Here is a 21,102-nt window from a genome sequence, read left to right on the forward strand (position 1 = left end):
CGCATCGGCCAAAAGCGGGACTGGCTTCGCCGAAAGCCACTGTGGGAGCGAGCTTGCTCGCGATAGCGGTGGTTCAGCCAAGGAGATGTCGCCTGGGCTGCCGCCATCGCGAGCAAGCTCGCTCCCACATGGATAGCGCTGGGTATCAGTCCGCTGCTGGCTGTTCGCTCGCCTGCAACTGCCCATCCCACCCGCCGCCCAGCGCCGCGATCAGTTGCACGCTGGCGATCAACCGGCTCTGTTGCAGGCTCAGCATGCTGCGTTCGTTGCTCAGGGCGGTGGCCTGGACGGTTACCACGTCGAGATAGCCGATCAAGCCGGCCCGGTACTGGTTCTGGGTCAGGCGCAGGGACTCGCGGGCGGCGTCGAGTGCTTCCTGGCGCACGCGGGCTTCGTCTTCGAGCACCTTGAGCTGGATCATGTAGTTCTCGACTTCACGAAAACCGTCGAGCACGGTCTGCCGATAGGTCGCCACGGTCTGGTCGTACGCCGCGACGCTGCGGTCGACTTCCGCCGAGCGCTGGCCGCCGTCGAACAGCGTCATCGCCAGCTGTGGCCCGACCGACCAGAAGCGGTTCGGCACACTTATCCAGTTATCGTAGGTACTGCTGCTGTAGCCGCCACTCAGGCTCAGGGTCAGGTCCGGATAATAGGCCGCCTTCGCCACGCCAATGTTGGCGTTGGCGGCCATCACCGAGCGTTCCGCTGAAGCGATGTCCGGACGCCGCTCAAGCAACTGCGAGGGTACCGCCACCGGGACCTGCGGCAGCGCCGGGACGTCCTCGGTTTCGGCCAGGCTGAATTCGGCGGGAGGCAGGCCGATCAGCACGGCGATGGCATTTTCGAACTGCGCCCGCTGCCAGATCAGGTCGATCAGGTCGCCCTGGGTGGTCTTGAGCTGGTTCTGCGCCTGGGCCACCGCGTCCTTGCCCGACACCCCGGCGCGGTACTGGTTTTCGGTCATTTTTAATGAGCGCTGATAGTTATCGACCGTGGTCTGCAACAAGCGCTTCTGTTGGTCGATGACCCGTAACTGCAAGTAGTTCTGCACCAGTTCCGATTGTTGGCTCAGGCGCATCGCCGCCAGGTCGGCAAAGCTGGCTTGCGCGCTGGCTTCATCGGCTTCCAGGGTGCGGCGCAACTTGCCCCAGACATCCGCTTCCCAACTCACCCCGGCCTGGGCGCTGTAGGTGTCGCGAATGCCGCTGGAAGAACTGCTCAGGCTCGAACTGCTGCTGCCGGTGCCTTGGCTGGAGCGGTTCTTGCCGACGGTAAGGTCGACCGTTGGGAAAAAAGCTCCCCGCGCACTGCGCGCCAACGCCTGGGCCTGACGATACTGGGCTTCGGCCTGGGCCACGGTCTGGTTGGATGCGTTGAGCTTTGCCACCAGCTCATTCAGCCGGGCGTCGCTGTACAGCTCCCACCAGGCGCCCCGGGCCAAGGCGTCGCTGGGGTTGGCCTGGCGCCACCCTTGGGCTTCCTTGTACTGCACCGGCGCAGCGGCCGCCGGGCGCTGGTAATCCGGGCCGATCGCGCAAGCGCTGAGCAGCGCCACGCACAGCGCCAGGCTCAATACCCGCGAGCCACGGGCGGCTGCCAGCGGTGCGGCAAGGTTGAAAAGCGAACGGTCGGTCATAGCGGAGTTTCCAGGGCAGCATCGGTGCGCACCCCACGCCAGCGGTTGAAGCGGTGGCGCAGGTTATCGAGATAAAGGTAAACCACCGGCGTGGTGTAGAGCGTCAGGACCTGGCTGAACACCAGGCCGCCGATGATGGTCAGGCCCAGCGGCTGGCGCATCTCCGAACCTTCGGCACCGCCGAGCAACAGCGGCAAGGCACCGAGGATCGCCGCCACCGTCGTCATCAGGATCGGCCGCAAGCGCAACAGGCAAGCACTGCGGATCGACTCCAACGGCGTCTGGCCGGCGCGCTCCAGTTGCAGCGCGAGGTCGATCATCAGGATCGCGTTTTTCTTCACCACACCAATCAGCAGGAACAGCCCCAGCAGCGAGATCAGGCTGAACTCGCTGCCCAAAACGTAGATCGACAGCAACGCGCCAACGCCGGCCGAAGGCAACGTGGACAGGATGGTCAACGGGTGGATGTAGCTTTCATACAGCACGCCCAGGACCAGATACACCGCCAGCAGCGCCCCGAGCACCATGAACGGCTGGCTTTTCTGGGTGGCGGCGAAAGCGTCGGCGGTCCCGGCCATTTTCGCGATGACGTCTTCGGGCATTCCCAGCTTGGCGATCGCCCGTTCGATGGCGGCCGTGCCCTGCTCCACGGTCACGCCTTCGGCCATATCGAAGGAGATGCCCTCGGAAGCGAACTGGCCTTCATGGCTGACCCGGTCGTCTTCCAGGCTGTTCTCGTAATGGGCAATCGCGGACAGCGGGACCCGTGCGCCATCGGCGGTAATCACCTGGACCTGTTCGAGGGTGTTGGGGTCCTGGGCGTATTTGGGGTTGACCTCCATGACCACCTGGTACTGGTTGAGGCTGTCGTAGATGGTTGATATCTGCCGCTGGCTGTAGGCGTTGTTCAACACCGATGTGACCATGTCCATGTCGATGCCCAGGCGCTTGGCCTGGTCGCGATCCACAATCAGGGTTACCTGCTGTGCGCCGCCACCGTCACGGGCATCGATGGCGGTAAGCTCCGGCAAGGCGCGGAACGCCGCGACGACCTTGGGGTACCACTCGCGCAGCGACGCCAGGTCGGCGCTCTGCAGAATGTAGGAATATTGCGAGGTGGTCTGCTCGCGGCCGCCACCGAACTGCAGGTCCTGGTCGGCCATCAGCATCAACTGGCCGCCGGGCACCTTGGGCATTTCCTTGCGCAGGCGCTCGATGACTTTCTGCGCGGAAATCCGGCGCTCGTTGATCGGCTTGAGGCGCACCAGCATGAAGGCATTGTTGGTGCCGTTGTTGCCGCCGATAAAACCGGCCACGCTCTGTACGGCCTCGTCCTTGAGCACCGCGCGACGGAAGATCTCCATCTTCGGTTGCATCACGTTGAACGACAGCCCGTCGTCACCGCGCACGAAGCCGATCAACTGGCCGGTGTCCTGCTGGGGCATGAAGGTTTTCGGCACCACCACGTACAACGCGATGTTCACGCCGATGGTCACCAGCAGGCTGAGCAAGGTCAGGCGCCGATGGCGCAGTACCCAGTCCAGCGTGCGCGCATAGCCACGGACCATTCTTTCGTTGGCGCCCTGGCTCCAACGCTGCAAGCGGTTCTCCTGCCCTGGCACGTGAGGTTTGAGCCAGCGCGCGCAGAGCATCGGCGTAAGCGTCAGGGATACGATAAGCGAGACGACGATGGCCGCCGCCAGGGTGATGGAAAACTCCCGGAACAGGCTCTCGACGATCCCGCCCATGAACAGGATCGACAGGAACACCGCCACCAGCGAGGCGTTCATCGACAGCAGCGTGAAGCCCACCTCCTCGGCCCCCATATACGCGGCCTTCAGCGGCGGCACGCCCTCATCGATGTGCCGGGAGATGTTTTCCAGCACCACGATGGCATCGTCCACCACCAGCCCGGTGGCGAGGATCAACGCCATCAGCGACAAGTTGTTGAGCGAGAAACCGTACAGATACATCACCGCGAACGTGCCCACCAGCGACACCGGCACCGCCAGGGTCGGGATCAGCGAAGCGCGGAAATTGCCGAGAAACAGGAACACCACCAGTACCACCAGGGCGACGGCGATCAGCAAGGTCATTTCCGCTTCGTGCAGGGTCGCCTTGATCACCGGCGAGCGATCCATCGCCAGGTTCAGCTTGACGCTGGCGGGCAACACGGCCTGCAAGGCCGGCAACTGGGCCTTGATCTCGTTGACGGTCTCGATGATGTTGGCGCCGGCCTGGCGATTGATCACCAGCAACACGGCGGCATCGTCATTGAAGAAACCGCTGTTGTAGCGATCCTCGACGCCGTCGCTGACCTTGGCCACGTCCTTGAGCCGCAATACCGAGCCATCCTGATAGCGGATGATCAGTGTTTCGTAATCCTTGGCCTTTTCCAGCTGGTCGTTGGCCTGGACTTGCCACATCCGCTGGTCGTCCTCGACCGAACCCTTGGGCCGGCGCACGTTGCTGTTGGCAATCGCCGTTCGCACGTCGTCCAGCGCCACGCCGTACTGATTGAGCAATTGCGGCTCCAGTTCGATGCGCACCGCCGGCAGCGAACTGCCGCCGATCTGCACCTCGCCCACGCCCGACACCTGGGACAGGCTCTGGGACAGAATCGTCGAGGCCAGGTCGTAGAGCTGGCCTTTCTCCAGCACATCCGAGGTCAGCGACAGCACCATGATCGGCGCCTGGGACGGATTGACCTTCTTGTAGGTCGGCATGCTGCGCATCCCGCTGGGCAGCAGGTTGCGCGAGGCGTTGATGGCCGCCTGCACCTCCCGCGCCGCGCCGTTGATGTCGCGGTCCAGGTCGAATTGCAGGATCACCCGGGTCGAACCCTGGCTGGACCGACTGCTCATGGTGTTGACCCCGGCGATCGCGCCGAAGGAACGCTCCAGCGGCGTCGCCACGGTGGAAGCCATCACCTCGGGACTCGCCCCCGGCAGGTTGGCCTGGACCACGATCACCGGGAAATCCATCTGCGGCAGCGGCGACACCGGCAGCAAGCCAAAGCACACACCGCCGAGCAGCATGATGGCGAAGCTCAGCAGCATGGTTGCTACCGGGCGGCGGATGAAGGGGCCGGAGAGGTTCATCAGCACCGGCTCCAGGCTTCAGGAAACTGACCGCAAGAAATGGCTGGCGCTTCGTGGCGAGGGGATTTATCCCCGCTGGGGTGCGCAGCAGCCCCTCTTGTGAGTGCTGCGCACTCAAGCGGGGATAAATCCCCTCGCCACAAAAGCCCTCTGCGGTTCAGGGAAGCGATCATACCCGCACCTCTTTCTCCTCAGGCCGGGCAAACCGACGGCCCAGACGATCGAAGTACAGGTAGATCACCGGGGTGGTGAACAAGGTCAACACCTGGCTCACCAGCAACCCGCCCACCATCACCAGGCCCAACGGCTGGCGCAACTCGGCGCCGGAGCCGGTGGCGAGCATCAGGGGCACCGCGCCAAACAGCGCCGCCAGCGTGGTCATAAGGATTGGCCGAAAGCGCAGCAACGCGGCCTGGTAGATGGCCGTCTGCGGAGCCAGGCCCTGGTTGCGTTCGGCGTCCAGGGCGAAGTCGATCATCATGATCGCGTTTTTCTTGACGATACCGATCAGCAGGATGATGCCGATGATCGCGATCATGCCCAGGTCATTGCCGGTGAGGATCAACGCCAGCAACGCGCCGATAGCCGCCGAGGGCAAGGTGGACAGGATGGTGATCGGATGGATGTAACTTTCGTACAAGACCCCCAGCACGATATACATGGTCACCACCGCAGCCAGGACCAGCAGCAAAGTGCTCGACAACGATGCCTGGAACGCCTGCGCCGCGCCCTGGAACTCGGTCTGCACGCCCACTGGCATGCCGATATCCTGCTGGACCTTTTCGATCACCTCCACCGCGTGCCCGAGGGCCACGCCCGGCGCCAGGTTGAACGACATCATCACCGCCGGGAACTGGCCGATGTGGGCGATTGCCAGTTGCGCCTGACGCTCTTCGACACGGGCCAGGCTCGACAATCGGACCTGGCCGCCGTCAGTGGTCTTGACGTGGATCTGGTCCAGCGCCTGCGGCCCGAGATTTTCCCCGGCCTGGGCCTGAAGCACCACACGGTACTGGCTGGCCTGGGTATAGATGGTGGAGATCTGTCGCTGGCCGAAAGCGTCGTACAGCGCATCGGTGATGTTCGACACCGACACGCCCAGGCGCGAGGCGGCGTCGCGATCGATGACCAGGTAGACCTGCAAGCCTTTGTCCTGCAGGTCACTGGCGACGTCGGTCAGTTCCGGCTGTTGGGCCAGGGCCTCGACCAGACGACCGCTCCACAGGCTGAGCAACTCGGCGTCCGGCGATGACAGGCTGAACTGGTACTGGGTGCGGCTGACCCGGTCTTCGATGGTCAGGTCCTGCACCGGCTGCATGAACAGGCGAATGCCGACCAGCCGGTCGAGCTGCGGTTGCAAGCGGGTGATGATCTCGCTGGCGCTGTCGTCCCGCTCGCTGTGGGGCTTGAGGTTGATCAGCAGGCGTCCGCTATTGAGCGTGGCGTTGTCGCCGTCGACACCGATGTAAGAGGACAGGCTCTGCACCGCCGGGTCGGCGAGGATGACCTTGGCCAGCTGCTGCTGGCGCTCGCTCATGGCGGCGAAGGAAATCGACTGCGGCGCTTCGGAAATGCCCTGGATCACGCCCGTGTCCTGCACCGGGAAAAAGCCCTTGGGCACGGCCAGGTACAACACCACCGTCAGCACCAGGCTGCCCACCGCCACCAGCAGGGTCAGCGGCTGATGCTTGAGCACCCATTGCAACTTGCGCCCGTAGGCGGCGATCAACCAGTCGATCCAGGCACCGCTGGCCCGGTAGAAACGGCCCTGCTCCTGTTCCTTGGGCTCGCGCTTGAGCAAGCGGGCGCACATCATCGGCGTCAGGGTCAGGGACACCACCAAAGAAATCAGGATCGCCACTGCCAGGGTGATGGCGAACTCGCGGAACAATCGGCCGACCACGTCCGCCATGAACAACAGCGGGATCAGCACCGCGATCAACGACAGCGTCAGGGAAATCAGGGTGAAACCGATCTGCCTGGCGCCCTTGAGCGCGGCTTGCATCGGGCTGTCGCCCTCCTCGATGAAGCGCGCAATGTTCTCCAGCATGACGATGGCATCGTCCACCACAAAACCGGTGGCGATGGTCAGGGCCATCAGGGTCAGGTTGTTGACGGAAAACCCGGCCAGGTACATCACGCCGAATGTACCGATCAACGACAACGGCACGGCCACCGACGGAATGATCGTGGCGCTGACCCGCCGCAGGAACAGGAACGTCACCATCACCACCAGGGCAATGGCGATCAGCAGTTCATGCTGCACATCGGTGACGGAGGCGCGGATGGTCTGGGTGCGGTCGGTCAGCACGGTAACGTCGAGGCCAGCCGGCAGGTTATCGGTGATGCTCGGCAGCAGCGCCTTGATCCGGTCCACCACCTCGATGACGTTGGCCCCGGGCTGGCGCTGGATGTTCAGTAGCACGGCCTGGTTTTCGTTGGCCCAGGCGGCGAGGCGTTCGTTCTCCGCGCCGTCGACGATCTGTGCCACGTCCTTGAGCCGCAATGGCGCGCCGTTGGCGTAGGCCAGGATCAGTTCGGCGTAGTCCTTGGGCGAGGTCAGCTGATCGTTGGCGTCGAGCATCGAGACCCGCGTCGGGCCGTCGAAGTTGCCCTTGGGCTGGTTGACGTTGGAAGCACCGATCAGGGTCCGCACATCGGCCAGGTTCAGCCCGGCGGCCGCAAGTGCCTCCGGGTTGACCTTGATCCGCACGGCCTGGCGCTGGCCGCCGGCGATGGTCACCATGCCGACGCCGCTGATCTGGGCGATCTTCTGCGCCATTCGCGTGTCCACCAGGTCATTGAGCTTGGGCAGCAGCATGGTCTTGGAGGTGATCGCCAGCGTCAGCACCGGGGTGTCCGCCGGGTTGACCTTGTTGTACACCGGCGGCGCCGGCAGATCGGTTGGCAACAGATTGGTCGCGGCGTTGATCGCGGCCTGCACCTGCTGCTCGGCGACATCCATGTTGATGTCCAGATTGAAACGCAGGGTGATCACCGACGCACCACCGGAACTGGTGGAAGCCATTTGGGTGAGGCCCGGCATCTGCCCGAACTGCCGCTCCAGGGGCGCGGTCACGGCGCTGGTCATGACGTCGGGACTGGCGCCCGGGTACAGCGTCATCACGCGGATGGTCGGGTAGTCGACCTGGGGCAGTGCCGACACCGGCAGCAGCCGATAGGCAATCAGGCCGGCCAGGACAATCGCCAGCATGCTCAACGTGGTGGCGACCGGGCGAAGGATGAACAGCCGCGAGAGATTCATGCGCCGCCCTTTTTCGCCTTGTCGGCCGCGGTCGGCTCAGTCGGGGCCGCGGCCGTCTTGCCTTGCAGGTGTTCGGTCGGCGTGGTCGGCACCTCCTGGCTGTCGTTGACCACTTCCACCTCGCTGCCCTCCTTCAAGCGGTCGGTGCCTTCGAGCACCACCCTGTCGCCGGCGGCCAGGCCCTCGGTGACAATGGTTTTTTCGCCATCGCTGGCACCGATCTTGAGCTTCCTGATGGTGACTTTCCTGTCGCCATCAAGGGCGTAGACGAAGGTGCCGTTGGTGCCGAACTGGATGGCTGCGGTCGGCGCCAGGACCACGCCCTTGAGGGTGTCGGCCAGCAAGCGCACGTTGACGAACTGGTTGGGAAACAGCGACTGGTCGCGGTTTTCGTAGCGCGCCTTGAATTTCAAGGTGCCGGTGGTGATGTCGATCTGGTTGTCCAGGCTTTGCAGAACACCGCTGGCCTGGAGTTTCACATCGCCACGGTCCCAGGCCTCGACCGGTAGTTTCGCTCCGCTGCGATAGCGGGCGAGCACGGTTTCGAGGTTGTTTTCCGGCAGGGTGAACACGACGCTGATGGGCTGGGTCTGGGTGATGACGGCCAGGGCCGTGGTGTCGTTGGCGGCCACCAGGTTGCCGATGTCCAGTTGACGCAAACCTACGCGGCCGCTGATCGGCGCGCGGATCCTGGTGAATTCCAGGTTGAGCTTGGCGTCGTTGACCGCCGCCTGGTTGGTCTTGACCGTCCCCTGGTACTGGCCCACCAGCGCAGCGGCGGTATCGAGGGTCTGCTTGGCGATACTGTCTTCGGCGTACAGGCCGCGATAGCGTTCCAGGTCGACCTGGGCATTTTTCAGTTGGGCCTGGTTTTGCAGCAGTGTGCCTTCGGCCTGGAGCAAGGCATTCTGGTAAGGACGTGGGTCGATTTCCGCCAGCAGGTCGCCGGCCTTGACCATCTGCCCTTCTTCAAAGGCGATCTTCACCAACTCGCCGCCGACCCGGCTGCGAACATTGATCGTATTGAGCGCGGTGACCGTGCCCAGCGCCTTGTAATACAGGGGGAAATCCCCGGTGACCGCTGGCGCCACCCGAACCGGAATCGGCCCCGTAGCCCCGCCAAACCCCGGCCGCATGCCACCCGAGCGTCCCGCGTGTCCAGCCGCGGCTTTCTGCTCTGCGCCGTTTTTCGGGTCGGTACTGGCGGGCCAGAACTTCCAGGCCAGCAGCGCGATGACCAGTACGACAAACAGGCCGAACAGCCAGCGACGGGATTTGCGGGAAACAGAGGATTGCATGGAGTGGTCAACCATTGGGCGCGTGAGCTTCTTTTACAGGAGGCTGAACGATAAGCACTGGCGGATATTTAGCAAAGCGCCTTTACCGGCAATTTACCTTGGGCTTACATTCCGCCCGGTTAGCTAAAGCTTTGAAACACAAATGAAAACGGCCTGGTCAGGCCAGGCCGTTAACAATTGTAATAAATACTTTATTTCAGAGCAGTTATTTCAAAGCACTTACTTCAGGACAGCCAGCGCCGCGTCGTAGTTCGGCTCTTCGGCGATTTCCTTGACCAGCTCGCTGTGCAGCACGGTGTCGTTTTCATCCAGCACCACCACGGCACGGGCGGTCAGGCCTTTGAGCGGGCCGTCGGCAATGGCAACGCCGTAGTTCTCAATGAACTCGGCTCCGCGCAGGGTCGACAGGTTCTGCACGTTTTCCAGGCCTTCGGCACCACAGAAACGGGCCTGGGCGAACGGCAGGTCGGCGGAGATGCACAGCACTACGGTGTTGTTCAGGTCGTTGGCCTGGGCGTTGAACTTGCGCACGGAAGTGGCGCAGGTCGGCGTGTCGACGCTTGGGAAAATGTTCAGCACTTTGCGCTTGCCGGCGAAATCCTTCAGGGAAACGTCCGACAGATTGCCGGCAACCAGGGAAAAGGCTGGCGCCTTGGAACCGGCTTGGGGCAACTGGCCGTTGACTTGGACAGGGTTGCCTTTGAGAGTGACTTGAGCCATGAACGGATTCCTTCTGACAGGTTTGAAAATGGTGAGGCCGGAGTTAACCATGAAATGGTGCTCCGACCTATGCCTGCACACAAAAAGTCACGAGTGACCGGGCCTGCTATTTAGCCTTGAGCTGCAAATATGACTGATGCAGATCCGCCGCCCAGCCATCGATGACTCCTTTGACATCATCGGGCTTCATGACCTGGGACTCGTTCGACAACGGTTTACCCGTGCCCTTGCGCACCACCTGGGCGATTACCGCATTATTGCCACCGTCGAGAAACACCGCTTCGGTGCCCAGGGTGGTTTCCTGGTCACGAATGCCGCTGGCGGTACTGACCGCGGCGGCCACCAGGGCGATCGGAATCACTTCGTAGGGTTTCAGGCCCTCGGTCTTGCTGCTGACCGCGGTGATCGCCGCCCGCACCACCAGGACACCCGGGCCAGGGCTGGTCGCCAGCGGCAGGGACTTGCCGGCTTCACGCTTGAGCGCCTGGTCGTAGTAGCTGGTGATGCCGGCCAATGTTGCCGACGGGATTTTCACCGTCGCTTGCGGCTTGGGGTACAGCTGGGTCGGTTCGATATAGATGCGGGAATACTTCGCCAGATCGATCTTCGGATCGACCCAGCGCATCACCTCGGCCCCCGACGGCGATTTTTCTTCCTTGAGCCGGCTGTAGTCCCCCAGGAACCCGGAATACTCGTCCGGCTGGGTGACTTTGCTGGAGCAGCCCGCGAGCGCGAGCGAGGCGATGCAAACGGTGCCGATCATGGAGGCGAACTTCATGCTGTTACTCCTGTAAGCCACACCCGACGGGGGGCGGAACTACAGGTATAGCCAATGCGCGGGGTTTTGCCCGGCCAAGCGTATTCAGCTTCGCTCGCGCGGTATAAGACTCTGCAACTGCTGAGCGAGGAAATTTGCATCGAAGACGTAGGTGTCCGGATCTTTCAGCCCGTTGGTCCTGCGCCATTGCCACTGCGTTGATGGCGGCTGGCAAACCAGGGAAATGCTGCCGTGGCGAGTGGCGGTCAGGCCGATGATCGACAAGGAAATCAACCCGCCCGCGCCCATCACATCCGGCACAAACTCAACCGGTTTACCGGTAATGGACAACGTCAGTTTTTCCGTCTTGAAAGTCGACGTCTCGGCAGGAACACTCGGCCCATGGGCGACATACGCGCCACGGCTCAACTCCAGCAGGTTCGGCGCCAGGACCGGCGCCAACCATTGCTCGATCTGCCCGTACAACGCCTCGATCCGCTCAGCCCATACTGCCGAGTGGGCCTGGTGCTGCTGCTTCTTGTGCGCTTCGCTGTCGGCGTAGTGACGGAGCATTTCGCCCAATTGCTGTACATCGTCCATGGCGCTGTTCCTTTATCAAGGGGGTGTTGCGAAGCGCGATGATGACAGGTTCGCACGGCTGCGTACGCAAAAGAACCGTGCCGCCAACTTCGCGAGCAGGCTCGCTCCCACAACGGACCGGTGTCCGGCCGAAACCCTGTGGGAGCGAGCCTGCTCGCGAAGGGGCCTCAGGCTTTATTGGATAAATTACTGATGCTGCACCTGCACCATCGAGCTCACCTGCACCCGCGCGTGCATCTGCTCCGCCCCGCCGCCCCGGCGCATGCCGCGCACCGGGCAGGCGTCGAGATAGTCCAGGCCGATCGCCAGTTTCAGGTGGCGATCGGGACGGGTCAGGCGATTGGTTACGTCGAAACTGTACCAGCCATCCCCCAGCCAGGCTTCAGCCCAGGCATGGCTCGCCAGGTGGTTTTCGTCTTCGGTGCACAGGTAGCCGGACACATAGCGCGCCGGCACGCCCAGGCTGCGGGCACACGCCACGAATGCATGGGCGTGGTCCTGGCAGACGCCGGCACCGCCGGCAAACGCCTCGGCCGCCGTGCTGCTGACCGCGGTAGTGCCGGGAAGGTAGGCCATGCGATCGGCAAGGCCATTCATCAAGTCGGCCAGCGCCGAACGATCACGCCGTGCCCCGCACCGGGCCACGGCGAAAGCGCTGAGGCTCTCATCAGCCTGGCTGAGACGGCTGGTGCGCAGGAACGGCAGCGGTGACTGGCTGTCAGGCTCCATCTCCACGGTCTGGTCGATCTGTACTTCACCGTAAGCGGTCAGTACCAGAGCCCCATGCGGCTCGTCCATGGTCATGACATGCAGGATGTTGCCGTAAGGATCGAGCTGGCTGCGCACCAGGCGTGGCAACTCCAGGTGCCATTGCAGAATGCGCTGGCGCGGGCTGTCCTTGGGCGTCAGGCGCAGGAACTGGATGCTGGTGCAGACTTCGTCGGCATAGCTGTAGGTCGTGTCGTGGCGAATGGACAATTTCATACCACCTCCAGGTAGGCATCGTGGACGGTCTGGCCCAGGTGGCGGATCTGGCCGATGAGTTCGGTCAGCCATTGATGCAGGCCCGACGCGAGGATCTCGTCGATGCCGGAATAACGCAGGCGCGCATTCAATTCCGCGGCCAGGCGCTGGGCCGGACGACCGTTGTTGCCAGGCAGGCTGGCGAGGATATGGTCCAGTTCTTCGATGCACGCATGCAGCGAGCGCGGCACGTCGGCCCGCAGCAGCAACATCTCCGAGACCTGCTCGGCGTTGGGAGCGTTACGGTAGATCTCGTTGAACGCCTCGAACGAAGACAGCGCCCGCAACAAGGCACTCCATTGGTAATAGCCGCGCGCCGAGTTGTCGCTGACCTCCTCCGACTCCTCGCCGAACATCTCGTAGCGCGCGTCCAGCAGGCGCAAGGTGTTGTCCGCGCGCTCGATGAAGGTTCCCAGGCGAATGAAACTGTAGGCGTCGTTGCGCATGATCGTGCCCGACGTCGCGCCGCGGAACAGGTGCGAACGCTCCTTGACCCATTCGCAGAAATGGCTGATGCCGTAGCGGCCCAGGCCGTTACTGGCGATGTTGCGCATCTCCAGCCAGGTCGCGTTGATGTTTTCCCACATGTCGGCGGTGATGCGTCCGCGCACGGCGTGGGCATTGGTGCGCGCGGCACGCAGGCAGCTATAGATACTGCCGGGGTTGGCTTCATCCAGAGCAAAGAAATGCAGCATGCGCTCGCTGTTGAGCGCGTCATAACGGGCGTTGTAATCGTCCAGCGTACCGGCCGCCAACAGCGACATCGCCAGCTCGGCATGCCCGTCGCTGCGCCCGGCCTGGGGCATCAACGACAGCGAATAACTGACTTCGAGCATGCGCGCCAGGTTCTCGGCGCGCTCCAGGTAGCGGGACATCCAATAGAGGTCCGAAGCGGTTCTTGAAAGCATGTCTTAGTCCTCCACTACCCAAGTGTCCTTGGTGCCGCCACCCTGGGACGAGTTCACCACCAGCGAGCCTTCGCGCAGCGCCACGCGGGTCAGGCCGCCGGGCACCAGGCGGGTTTCCTTGCCGGACAGCACGAAGGGACGCAGGTCGATGTGGCGCGGGGCGATGCCGCTTTCGACAAAAGTCGGGCACGTGGACAGGCTCAAGGTCGGCTGGGCGATGTACGCCTCCGGCCGGGCCTTGAGACGGGCACGGAAATCCTCGATTTCCGCTGCGGTGGCGGCCGGCCCCACCAGCATGCCGTAGCCGCCGGAGCCCTGGGTTTCCTTGACTACCAGGTCCGGCAGGTTCGCCAGCACATGGGACAGGTCCTGGGGTTTGCGGCACTGCCAGGTGGGCACGTTCTTCAGGATCGGCTCTTCGGTGAGGTAGAAGCGGATCATCTCGTCGACATAGGGGTAGATCGACTTGTCGTCCGCCACGCCAGTGCCGACGGCGTTTGCCAGCACCACGTTGCCGGAACGATAGACCGCGACCAGCCCGGGCACGCCGAGCATCGAATCGGGATTGAACGACAGCGGATCGAGGTAGGCGTCGTCAAGGCGACGGTAAATCACATCCACCTGCTGGGGGCCGGCGGTGGTGCGCATATAGACGTGGTCGTCACGCACGAACAGGTCGGCGCCCTCTACCAGCTCCACGCCCATTTCCCGGGCCAGGAACGCATGTTCGAAATAGGCACTGTTGAAACGCCCTGGGGTCAGCACCACGGCGGTAGGGTTGTCGAGTGGACTTGAGCTTTTGAGGGTATCGAGCAGCAGGTTCGGATAGTGGTCGATGGGCGCCACGCGCTGGGCGGCGAACAACTCGGGGAACAGGCGCATCATCATCTTGCGGTCTTCGAGCATGTAGCTCACGCCGCTGGGCGTGCGCAGGTTGTCCTCCAGCACGTAGTAGCTGCCGTCGCCGTCGCGAACCAGGTCGACACCGGCAATGTGCGCGTAGATGCCACGATGCAGGTCCAGGCCCTGCATTGCGATCTGGTAGCCCTCGTTGGCCAGCACTTGCTCGGCCGGGATGATGCCTTCCTTGAGGATGCGTTGCCCGTGGTAGATATCGGCCAGGAACATGTTCAGGGCCTGGACCCGCTGGATGCAGCCACGCTCGACCGTCTGCCATTCGCTGGCCTTGATGCTGCGGGGGATGATGTCGAAGGGGATCAGGCGCTCGGTGCCCTGCTCGTCGCCGTAGAGGGTGAACGTGATGCCCGCGCGATGAAACAGCAGGTCGGCTTCGCGGCGGCGTTGCTCCAACAGCTCCAGCGGCGTATCCGCCAGCCAGCGCGAGAAGGCTTGGTAATGCGGGCGGCAGTCACCCTGTGCGTCATACATTTCATTGAAAAAAGCGTGGGGCATAGCCAACTCCCAGCCGTGTCGTACACGGCATTTCTTATGACTTCGTCATTTCACCAGTCTGGCCTTGCCTTGTTTGATGAGCCTGTTCCTTGGAGCACCTCTTGGTTCTTGCGTCTTTGAGCCGTAGCAAACGCTGTGCCTAAGCGCGGGGGGCATCCACACAATGCTGGAAAAAACGGCGCGCAACGCTGAAAAAGCGAAATTTCTTTTCTATTTGACGGCAAAAATCGGTTTGCTGGCTGAAACGTTTATTTCAGTGCCCGGCGTCGATACCACAAACGGGTCGAATCGGTGCAGTCGGGCGGGAAGTTGGCCTCGGATGCCCTGAAAAGGGGAAATTTATACCCACCGGCAAAAATGGCCGGGTTTACCCAACGATAGCTCAAGCGCCGAGATTTCGCGGGAAAGCACATCGTGGCGAGGGAGCTTGCTCCCGCTGGGGCGCGAAGCGGCCCCATCATCGGCAACCATTTCACCTGTTACACCCAGTGGACTCCTTTGCGGCGACTGCGTCGCCGAGCGGTAGCAAGCTCACTCGCCACGGGGTTCCCTGGCATCCTCAAGACCTCCTGCCCGCCCCCAGCCTTCCGTCGCCTTCCCTTGCACAAATCCCAAGCCGCCACTTGCACCAACAGTATTATGGTATACCATCATACGCACAGACACTTTCCCCCACGGAGCAGCTCATGAGTTTCGAAATTCGCAAGATCGTCAGCTATGTCGAAGAAACCTTCATCGAAGGAGGCAAGGTCACCGACAAGCCGGTGACCATGGTCGGGCTGGCGGTGGTCATGAAGAACCCTTGGCTGGGCCGTGGTTTTGTCGAAGACCTGAAACCCGAGATCCGCGCCAATTGCTCCGATCTCGGCGCGCTGATGGTCGAGCGCCTGGTGGGCATCATCGGCGGTGCGCAAAAGATCGAAGCCTATGGCAAGGCCGCGGTCGTCGGTGCCGACGGCGAGATCGAGCACGCCTCCGCCGTGATCCATACCCTGCGTTTCGGCAACCATTACCGCGAGGCGGTCAAGGCCAAGAGCTACCTGAGCTTCACCAACAAGCGCGGCGGCCCCGGCACCTCGATCCAGATCCCGATGATGCACAAGGACGACGAAGGCCTGCGCTCGCACTACATCACCCTGGAAATGCAGATCGAAGACGCTCCACGCGCCGACGAAATCGTCGTGGTGCTGGGCTGCGCCGATGGCGGGCGCCTGCATCCACGCATCGGCAATCGTTACATCGACCTGGAAGAGCTGGCCGCCGAACAGGCCCAGTGATCCCACCGGGGCAACCACAATAAAAAAGGCATGCAGGAGCGCTCCATGATTTGGCTCACCGCTGAACTCACCCCGGCCGGCACCAGTTACCTGGCAACCGGCCAAGGCCAGCCCGTGGTCCTGATCCACGGCGTGGGCCTGAACAAAGAAATGTGGGGCGGCCAGGTCGTTGGCCTGGCCACGAAGTACCGCGTCATCGCCTACGACATGCTCGGCCATGGCGCCAGCCCGCGCCCTGCCACCGGCACTGGCCTGCTCGGGTACGCCGATCAGCTGCTCGAATTGCTGGACCACTTGCAACTGCCCCAGGCCAGCGTGATCGGCTTTTCCATGGGCGGCCTGGTGGCACGCGCCTTCGCCTTGCATTACCCGCAGCGCCTGCAAGGCCTGGTGGTGCTCAACAGCGTATTCAACCGCAGCGCCGAACAACGCGCGGGGGTCATCGCCCGCACCGCCCAGGCCGCCGAGCATGGCCCGGACGCCAACGCCGAAGCCGCGCTGTCGCGCTGGTTCAGCCGCGAATACCAAGCGGCCAATCCGGCGCAGATCGCCGCGCTGCGCCAGACCCTGGCGCAGAACGATCCCCAGGGTTACCTGACCACCTATGAGCTGTTCGCCACCCAGGACATGTACCGCGCCGACGACCTGGGCAGCATCCAGGCGCCGACGTTGATTGCCACCGGCGAACTGGACCCCGGCTCGACCCCGGAAATGGCCCGGCAACTGGCCGAGCGGATTCCCGGCGCCACGGTTGCCGTGCTCGCCGAGCAACGGCATATGATGCCGGTAGAGTCGCCGCGCCTGGTCAACCAGTTGCTGCTGGAATTCCTCGACACGGCCAATACCCGAAAAAATCCAATAAAGGGAATCGTTGCATGACACTTGCACGCTTTTCGATGTGCATCGGCGGTGAATGGGTCGATGCGCTGTCCGGCAAGACCTTCGAGAGCCTGAACCCGGCGCTGGCCGAGCCCTGGGCCGAGCTGCCCGATGCCGACGAAGCCGATGTCGATCGCGCCGTACAAGCCGCACAAACGGCTTTTGACAGCCCGGCCTGGCGCGGACTGACCGCCACTGCTCGGGGCAAACTGCTGCGCCGTCTCGGTGACCTGATCGCCGAAAACAAGGAAAAGCTGGCCCAGCTCGAAAGCCGCGACAACGGCAAGCTGATCCGTGAAACCCGTGGCCAGGTCGGCTACCTGCCGGAGTTTTTCCACTACACCGCAGGCCTCGCCGACAAGCTCGAAGGCGGCACCTTGCCCCTCGACAAGCCGGACCTGTTCGCCTACACCGTGCACGAAGCCATGGGTGTGGTCGCGGCGATCATCCCCTGGAACAGCCCGCTGTACCTGACCGCGATCAAGCTCGCCCCGGCGCTGGCGGCCGGCAACACCATCGTGATCAAGCCGTCCGAGCACGCCTCGGCGACGATCCTGGAACTCGCCCGCCTGGCCTTGGAGGCTGGGATTCCGCCGGGCGTGGTCAACGTGATTACCGGCTATGGCCCCAGCACCGGCGCCGCCCTCACCCGCCATCCGCTGGTGCGCAAGATCGCCTTCACCGGTGGTGCCGCCACGGCCCGGCATGTGGTGCGCAGCAGCGCCGAGAACTTCGCCAAGCTGTCACTGGAGCTGGGCGGCAAATCGCCCAACATCATCTTTGCCGACGCCGACCTCGACAGCGCCATCAACGGTGCGATTGCCGGGATCTACGCCGCCTCCGGCCAGAGCTGCGTGTCCGGATCGCGACTGCTGGTGCAGGATGAAATCTACGACGAGTTCGTCTCGCGCCTGGTGGAGCGCGCCCAGCGCATTCGCATCGGCAGCCCCCAGGAAGACGCCAGCGAGATGGGCCCCATGGCCACCGCGCAGCAACTGGCCGTGGTCGAAGGCCTGGTGGCCGATGCCATCGCCGAAGGCGCACGCCTGCGTACCGGCGGCAAGCGCCCGCAGAACCTTGGCGCCGGCTGGTTCTACGAGCCGACCCTGTTCGAGTGCGATCGCAATTCGATGAAAATCATGCAGGAAGAAGTCTTCGGCCCGGTGGCCTCGGTCATTCGTTTCAAGGACGAAGCCGAAGCCCTGGCGATCGCCAACGACTCGCAGTTCGGCCTCGCCGCCGGCATCTGGACCCGTGACCTGGGCCGCGCCCATCGCCTGGCCCGGGACGTGCGATCCGGGATCATCTGGGTCAACACCTACCGCGCGGTCTCGGCCATGGCGCCGATCGGCGGGTTCAAGAACAGTGGCTACGGACGCGAAAGCGGCATCGATTCAGTGCTGGCCTATACCGAGCTGAAAACGGTGTGGATCAACCTTTCCCAGGCACCCATGCCTGACCCGTTCGTGATGCGCTAGGAGTCCTGAGAAATGATCGAACCCGGCATCTACAAAGAAGTCATGAGCTCCTTCCCGTCCGGCGTCACGGTGGTCACCACCCTGGACCCGGAGGGCAATATCGTCGGCATCACCGCCAGCGCTTTCAGCGCCTTGTCCATCGACCCGGCGCTGGTACTGTTCTGTCCCAACTATGCCTCCGATACGTACCCGATCCTGCGCGACAGCAAGCAGTTCGCGATCCACTTGCTGTCCGCCGACCAGACCGCCGAAGCCTACGCCTTCGCCGGCAAAGGCAAGGACAAGGCCAAAGGCATCGACTGGCACCTGAGCGACCTGGGCAATCCGTTGCTGGGTAAAGCCACGGCGATCATCGAGTGCGAGCTGTGGCGCGAATACGACGGTGGCGATCACGCGATCATCGTCGGCGCGGTGAAGAACCTGATCCTGCCCGCGCAACCGGTCACGCCGATGATCTACCACAAAGGCAAGCTGGGCCCGCTGCCCGTGCTCGCTTGAAGGCTGCACATATCCCCTTGTGGGAGCGAGCCTGCTCGCGAAGGCGGTGGATCAGCTGGTGATGATGCGTCTGACACAGCGCTTTCGCGAGCAGGCTCGCTCCCACAGGTCCATCACTATTTTCGGGGATTCGTATGAGCAACGAAAAATACCAGCAAGGCCTGAAGATCCGCACCCAGGTACTGGGCCAGGACTACGTCAACCGCGCCATCGAGAACGCCGACGATTTCACCCGGCCGCTGCAGGAAATGGTCACGGAATATTGCTGGGGCCATGTCTGGGGCCGCGAGGGTTTGTCGCTCAAGGAGCGCAGCATGATCAACCTGGCGATGATCTCGGCGCTCAATCGCCCGCACGAACTCAAGCTGCATGTGCGCGGCGCCTTGCGTAACGGACTGAGTCGTGAGCAAATACGCGAAATTCTGCTTCAGGTCGGCATTTATTGCGGCGTCCCCGCTGCCGTAGACAGTTTCCGGCTTGCCCGCGAAGCCTTCGCCGAAGCCGACGCCGAGGCCTCCAGTCAACCCTCGGCTGTTTGAACTGAACGAGCATGGATGTTTGCCCGTTTTGCATGGACAGCCACATCACAGAGCGGACCCCATGAAACGCCTGCCACTCGACGACAGCTTCAAGGTCAATCGCAACCCCGTTACCCTGCGCGAAATCGTGCTGGATAAACTGCGAAGCGCCATCATGAACTTCCAGCTGCTGCCGGGCGATCGCCTGGTTGAACGCGACCTGTGCGACCGCCTGGGCGTGAGCCGTACGTCGGTGCGTGAAGCCCTGCGTCACCTCGAATCCGAAGGCCTGGTGGAGTTCGCCGATGCCAAGGGTCCACGGGTGGCGATCATCACCCTGGCCGACGCCGGTGATATCTATGAGCTGCGGTGCGTGCTCGAAGGCTTGATCGTCCAGTTGTTCACCCTGCGGGCCAAGGCCAAGGACATCAAGGCGCTGGAAAAAGCCCTCGAGGAAAACCGCAAGGCCCTCAAGGACGGCGAGCTGCAGCAGGTGCTGGATTCGGTCCAGGGTTTCTACGACGTACTGCTTGAAGGTTCCGGCAATCACGTTGCCGCCACCCAGTTGCGCCAGTTGCAGGCGCGCATCAGCTACCTGCGGGCGACGTCGGTGTCCCAGGAAAACCGCCGTGGCAGCAGCAACCAGGAAATGGAACGCATGGTCGAGGCGATCAAGAGTGGCGATCCGCTGGTGGCCCACCAGGCCTGCGTCGATCACGTACGCGCCGCCGCCAAGGTCGCGCTGGAATACCTCAAGCGCCAGCAGGAAGAGACCGGCAACATCCCGGAAATCACCGCGCCCATCGCGTTGAAAGAACCTCGCATAGGACGCTGATCATGTTCAGCCCGAGCTTTTGTCCAAAGTGTGGCGGCACTGACTTGAGCCAGCGCCTGCCAGCGGGCGATACCCATGAGCGGCTGATGTGCGGCGGCTGCGGCTACATCCACTACGTGAACCCGAAGATCATCGCCGGCTGCATCATCGAACAGGACGGCAAATACCTGCTGTGCCAACGCGCCATCCCGCCGCGCCCCGGCACCTGGACACTGCCGGCCGGCTTCATGGAAGGCAACGAGACCACCGAGCAGGCGGCCCTGCGTGAAGTCTGGGAAGAGACCGGCGTGCGCGCCGAAATCATCTCGCCCTACTCGATTTTCAGCGTGCCGAAAATCAGCGAGGTGTACATCATCTTCCGCGCCATCGCGCTGGAGATCACCGGCGAGTTCGGCGCGGAAACCCTCGCCTGCCAATTCTTCGCTGCCGAAGACATCCCATGGGACAGCATCTATTACCCGGCCATCCGGCAGATCCTCGAACGTTACATCGAGGAACGCCAGGCCGGGGTCTACGGCATCTACATGGGCAACGACGACAGCGGCAAGATTCACTTCATCCGCTGACGCCTGCGATCAGGGCGCCACGCCCTCGACGATGATCACCTCGGCCCGCGCCACACCTTCACGGTGCTTCTTCGCCTGCTGATACTCCTCGCAGTGATAGCAGGCCAGCGCCTGTTCGTAGGAATCGAATTCGATTACCACGCTGCGCTGCGGCGTGGCCCTGCCTTCCATCGCTTTGCTGCGTCCGCCCCGGGCGAGCATCCGTGCGCCATACAAGGCAAACGCCGCTGGCGCGCGCTGGGTGTATTGGCTGTATTGATCGGGGTCGGTGACATCCACATGAGCAATCCAGTACGCCTTCATAGTGACCTCTGTGTTCGTTTTGTATTA

Annotated in this window: 18 protein-coding genes; 7 read left to right on the forward strand and 11 right to left on the reverse strand. The window is 63.0% G+C overall.

The window, feature by feature from the left end:
* Positions 1-145: 145 nt before the first annotated feature.
* The 10 genes from J3P86_RS15275 to J3P86_RS15320 form a co-directional block, all read right to left on the reverse strand.
* Complete coding sequence (locus J3P86_RS15275; protein ID WP_434698339.1) at positions 146-1,636, reverse strand: efflux transporter outer membrane subunit; 1,491 nt, start codon at positions 1,634-1,636, stop codon at positions 146-148.
* Positions 1,633-4,737, reverse strand: coding sequence for an efflux RND transporter permease subunit (locus J3P86_RS15280; protein WP_434630454.1), 3,105 nt, complete (start codon positions 4,735-4,737; stop codon positions 1,633-1,635). The genes J3P86_RS15275 and J3P86_RS15280 overlap by 4 nt, the downstream gene beginning before the upstream one ends.
* 169 nt (positions 4,738-4,906) lie before the next feature.
* Positions 4,907-8,002, reverse strand: a complete 3,096-nt coding sequence (locus J3P86_RS15285) for an MdtB/MuxB family multidrug efflux RND transporter permease subunit (RefSeq protein WP_434698340.1) — start codon at positions 8,000-8,002, stop codon at positions 4,907-4,909.
* Positions 7,999-9,315, reverse strand: a complete 1,317-nt coding sequence (locus J3P86_RS15290; RefSeq protein ID WP_434698341.1) for an MdtA/MuxA family multidrug efflux RND transporter periplasmic adaptor subunit — start codon at positions 9,313-9,315, stop codon at positions 7,999-8,001. The genes J3P86_RS15285 and J3P86_RS15290 overlap by 4 nt, the downstream gene beginning before the upstream one ends.
* A 204-nt stretch (positions 9,316-9,519) precedes the next feature.
* Complete coding sequence (gene tpx, locus J3P86_RS15295; protein WP_434630446.1) at positions 9,520-10,020, reverse strand: thiol peroxidase; 501 nt, start codon at positions 10,018-10,020, stop codon at positions 9,520-9,522.
* A 106-nt stretch (positions 10,021-10,126) separates the two neighbouring features.
* Positions 10,127-10,798, reverse strand: coding sequence for a DUF3313 domain-containing protein (locus tag J3P86_RS15300; protein ID WP_305500564.1), 672 nt, complete (start codon positions 10,796-10,798; stop codon positions 10,127-10,129).
* An 84-nt stretch (positions 10,799-10,882) separates the two neighbouring features.
* A complete protein-coding gene (locus J3P86_RS15305; RefSeq protein WP_434573732.1) occupies positions 10,883-11,377 on the reverse strand; it encodes a hypothetical protein in 495 nt (164 codons plus the stop codon).
* A 186-nt stretch (positions 11,378-11,563) separates the two neighbouring features.
* Positions 11,564-12,361, reverse strand: coding sequence for a transglutaminase family protein (locus J3P86_RS15310; RefSeq protein WP_434601019.1), 798 nt, complete (start codon positions 12,359-12,361; stop codon positions 11,564-11,566).
* Positions 12,358-13,308, reverse strand: a complete 951-nt coding sequence (locus J3P86_RS15315; protein WP_305500558.1) for an alpha-E domain-containing protein — start codon at positions 13,306-13,308, stop codon at positions 12,358-12,360. The genes J3P86_RS15310 and J3P86_RS15315 overlap by 4 nt, the downstream gene beginning before the upstream one ends.
* Positions 13,309-13,311: 3 nt before the next feature.
* Entirely contained in the window at positions 13,312-14,721 is a 1,410-nt protein-coding gene (locus tag J3P86_RS15320) for a circularly permuted type 2 ATP-grasp protein (protein ID WP_305500557.1), read from the reverse strand.
* A 686-nt stretch (positions 14,722-15,407) separates the two neighbouring features.
* On the opposite strand from J3P86_RS15320, the gene J3P86_RS15325 reads away from it, so the two are divergent.
* From J3P86_RS15325 to J3P86_RS15355, 7 genes are all read left to right on the forward strand, one after another.
* The gene (locus J3P86_RS15325) at positions 15,408-15,998 is read left to right on the forward strand and encodes an amino acid synthesis family protein (protein WP_434698342.1); all 591 of its coding nucleotides are present in this window, start codon (positions 15,408-15,410) and stop codon (positions 15,996-15,998) included.
* 45 nt (positions 15,999-16,043) lie between these two features.
* Positions 16,044-16,877, forward strand: coding sequence for an alpha/beta fold hydrolase (locus J3P86_RS15330; RefSeq protein ID WP_434698343.1), 834 nt, complete (start codon positions 16,044-16,046; stop codon positions 16,875-16,877).
* Positions 16,874-18,355, forward strand: a complete 1,482-nt coding sequence (locus tag J3P86_RS15335; protein ID WP_434698344.1) for an aldehyde dehydrogenase — start codon at positions 16,874-16,876, stop codon at positions 18,353-18,355. Before J3P86_RS15330 ends, J3P86_RS15335 begins: the two co-directional genes overlap by 4 nt.
* A 12-nt stretch (positions 18,356-18,367) precedes the next feature.
* Positions 18,368-18,853, forward strand: coding sequence for a flavin reductase family protein (locus tag J3P86_RS15340; RefSeq protein WP_434573721.1), 486 nt, complete (start codon positions 18,368-18,370; stop codon positions 18,851-18,853).
* A gap of 134 nt (positions 18,854-18,987) precedes the next feature.
* Positions 18,988-19,392 (forward strand): carboxymuconolactone decarboxylase family protein, encoded by a 405-nt coding sequence (locus J3P86_RS15345; RefSeq protein ID WP_305500549.1) that lies wholly within the window; start codon positions 18,988-18,990, stop codon positions 19,390-19,392.
* A gap of 61 nt (positions 19,393-19,453) precedes the next feature.
* Positions 19,454-20,206: a GntR family transcriptional regulator gene (locus J3P86_RS15350; RefSeq protein ID WP_305500548.1), complete on the forward strand. Its 753-nt coding sequence runs from the start codon at positions 19,454-19,456 to the stop codon at positions 20,204-20,206.
* 2 nt (positions 20,207-20,208) lie between these two features.
* Positions 20,209-20,772 carry an NUDIX hydrolase gene (locus J3P86_RS15355; RefSeq protein WP_305500547.1) on the forward strand — a complete coding sequence of 188 codons (564 nt, stop codon included), beginning with the start codon at positions 20,209-20,211 and terminating at the stop codon, positions 20,770-20,772.
* A 9-nt stretch (positions 20,773-20,781) separates the two neighbouring features.
* Here J3P86_RS15355 and J3P86_RS15360 read toward each other — a convergent pair whose 3' ends face one another.
* Entirely contained in the window at positions 20,782-21,075 is a 294-nt protein-coding gene (locus J3P86_RS15360; protein ID WP_434698345.1) for a DUF1330 domain-containing protein, read from the reverse strand.
* Positions 21,076-21,102 lie beyond the last annotated feature (27 nt).

The sequence above is a fragment of the Pseudomonas sp. D1-1 genome (genome assembly GCF_051132225.1).
GTDB lineage: Bacteria > Pseudomonadota > Gammaproteobacteria > Pseudomonadales > Pseudomonadaceae > Aquipseudomonas.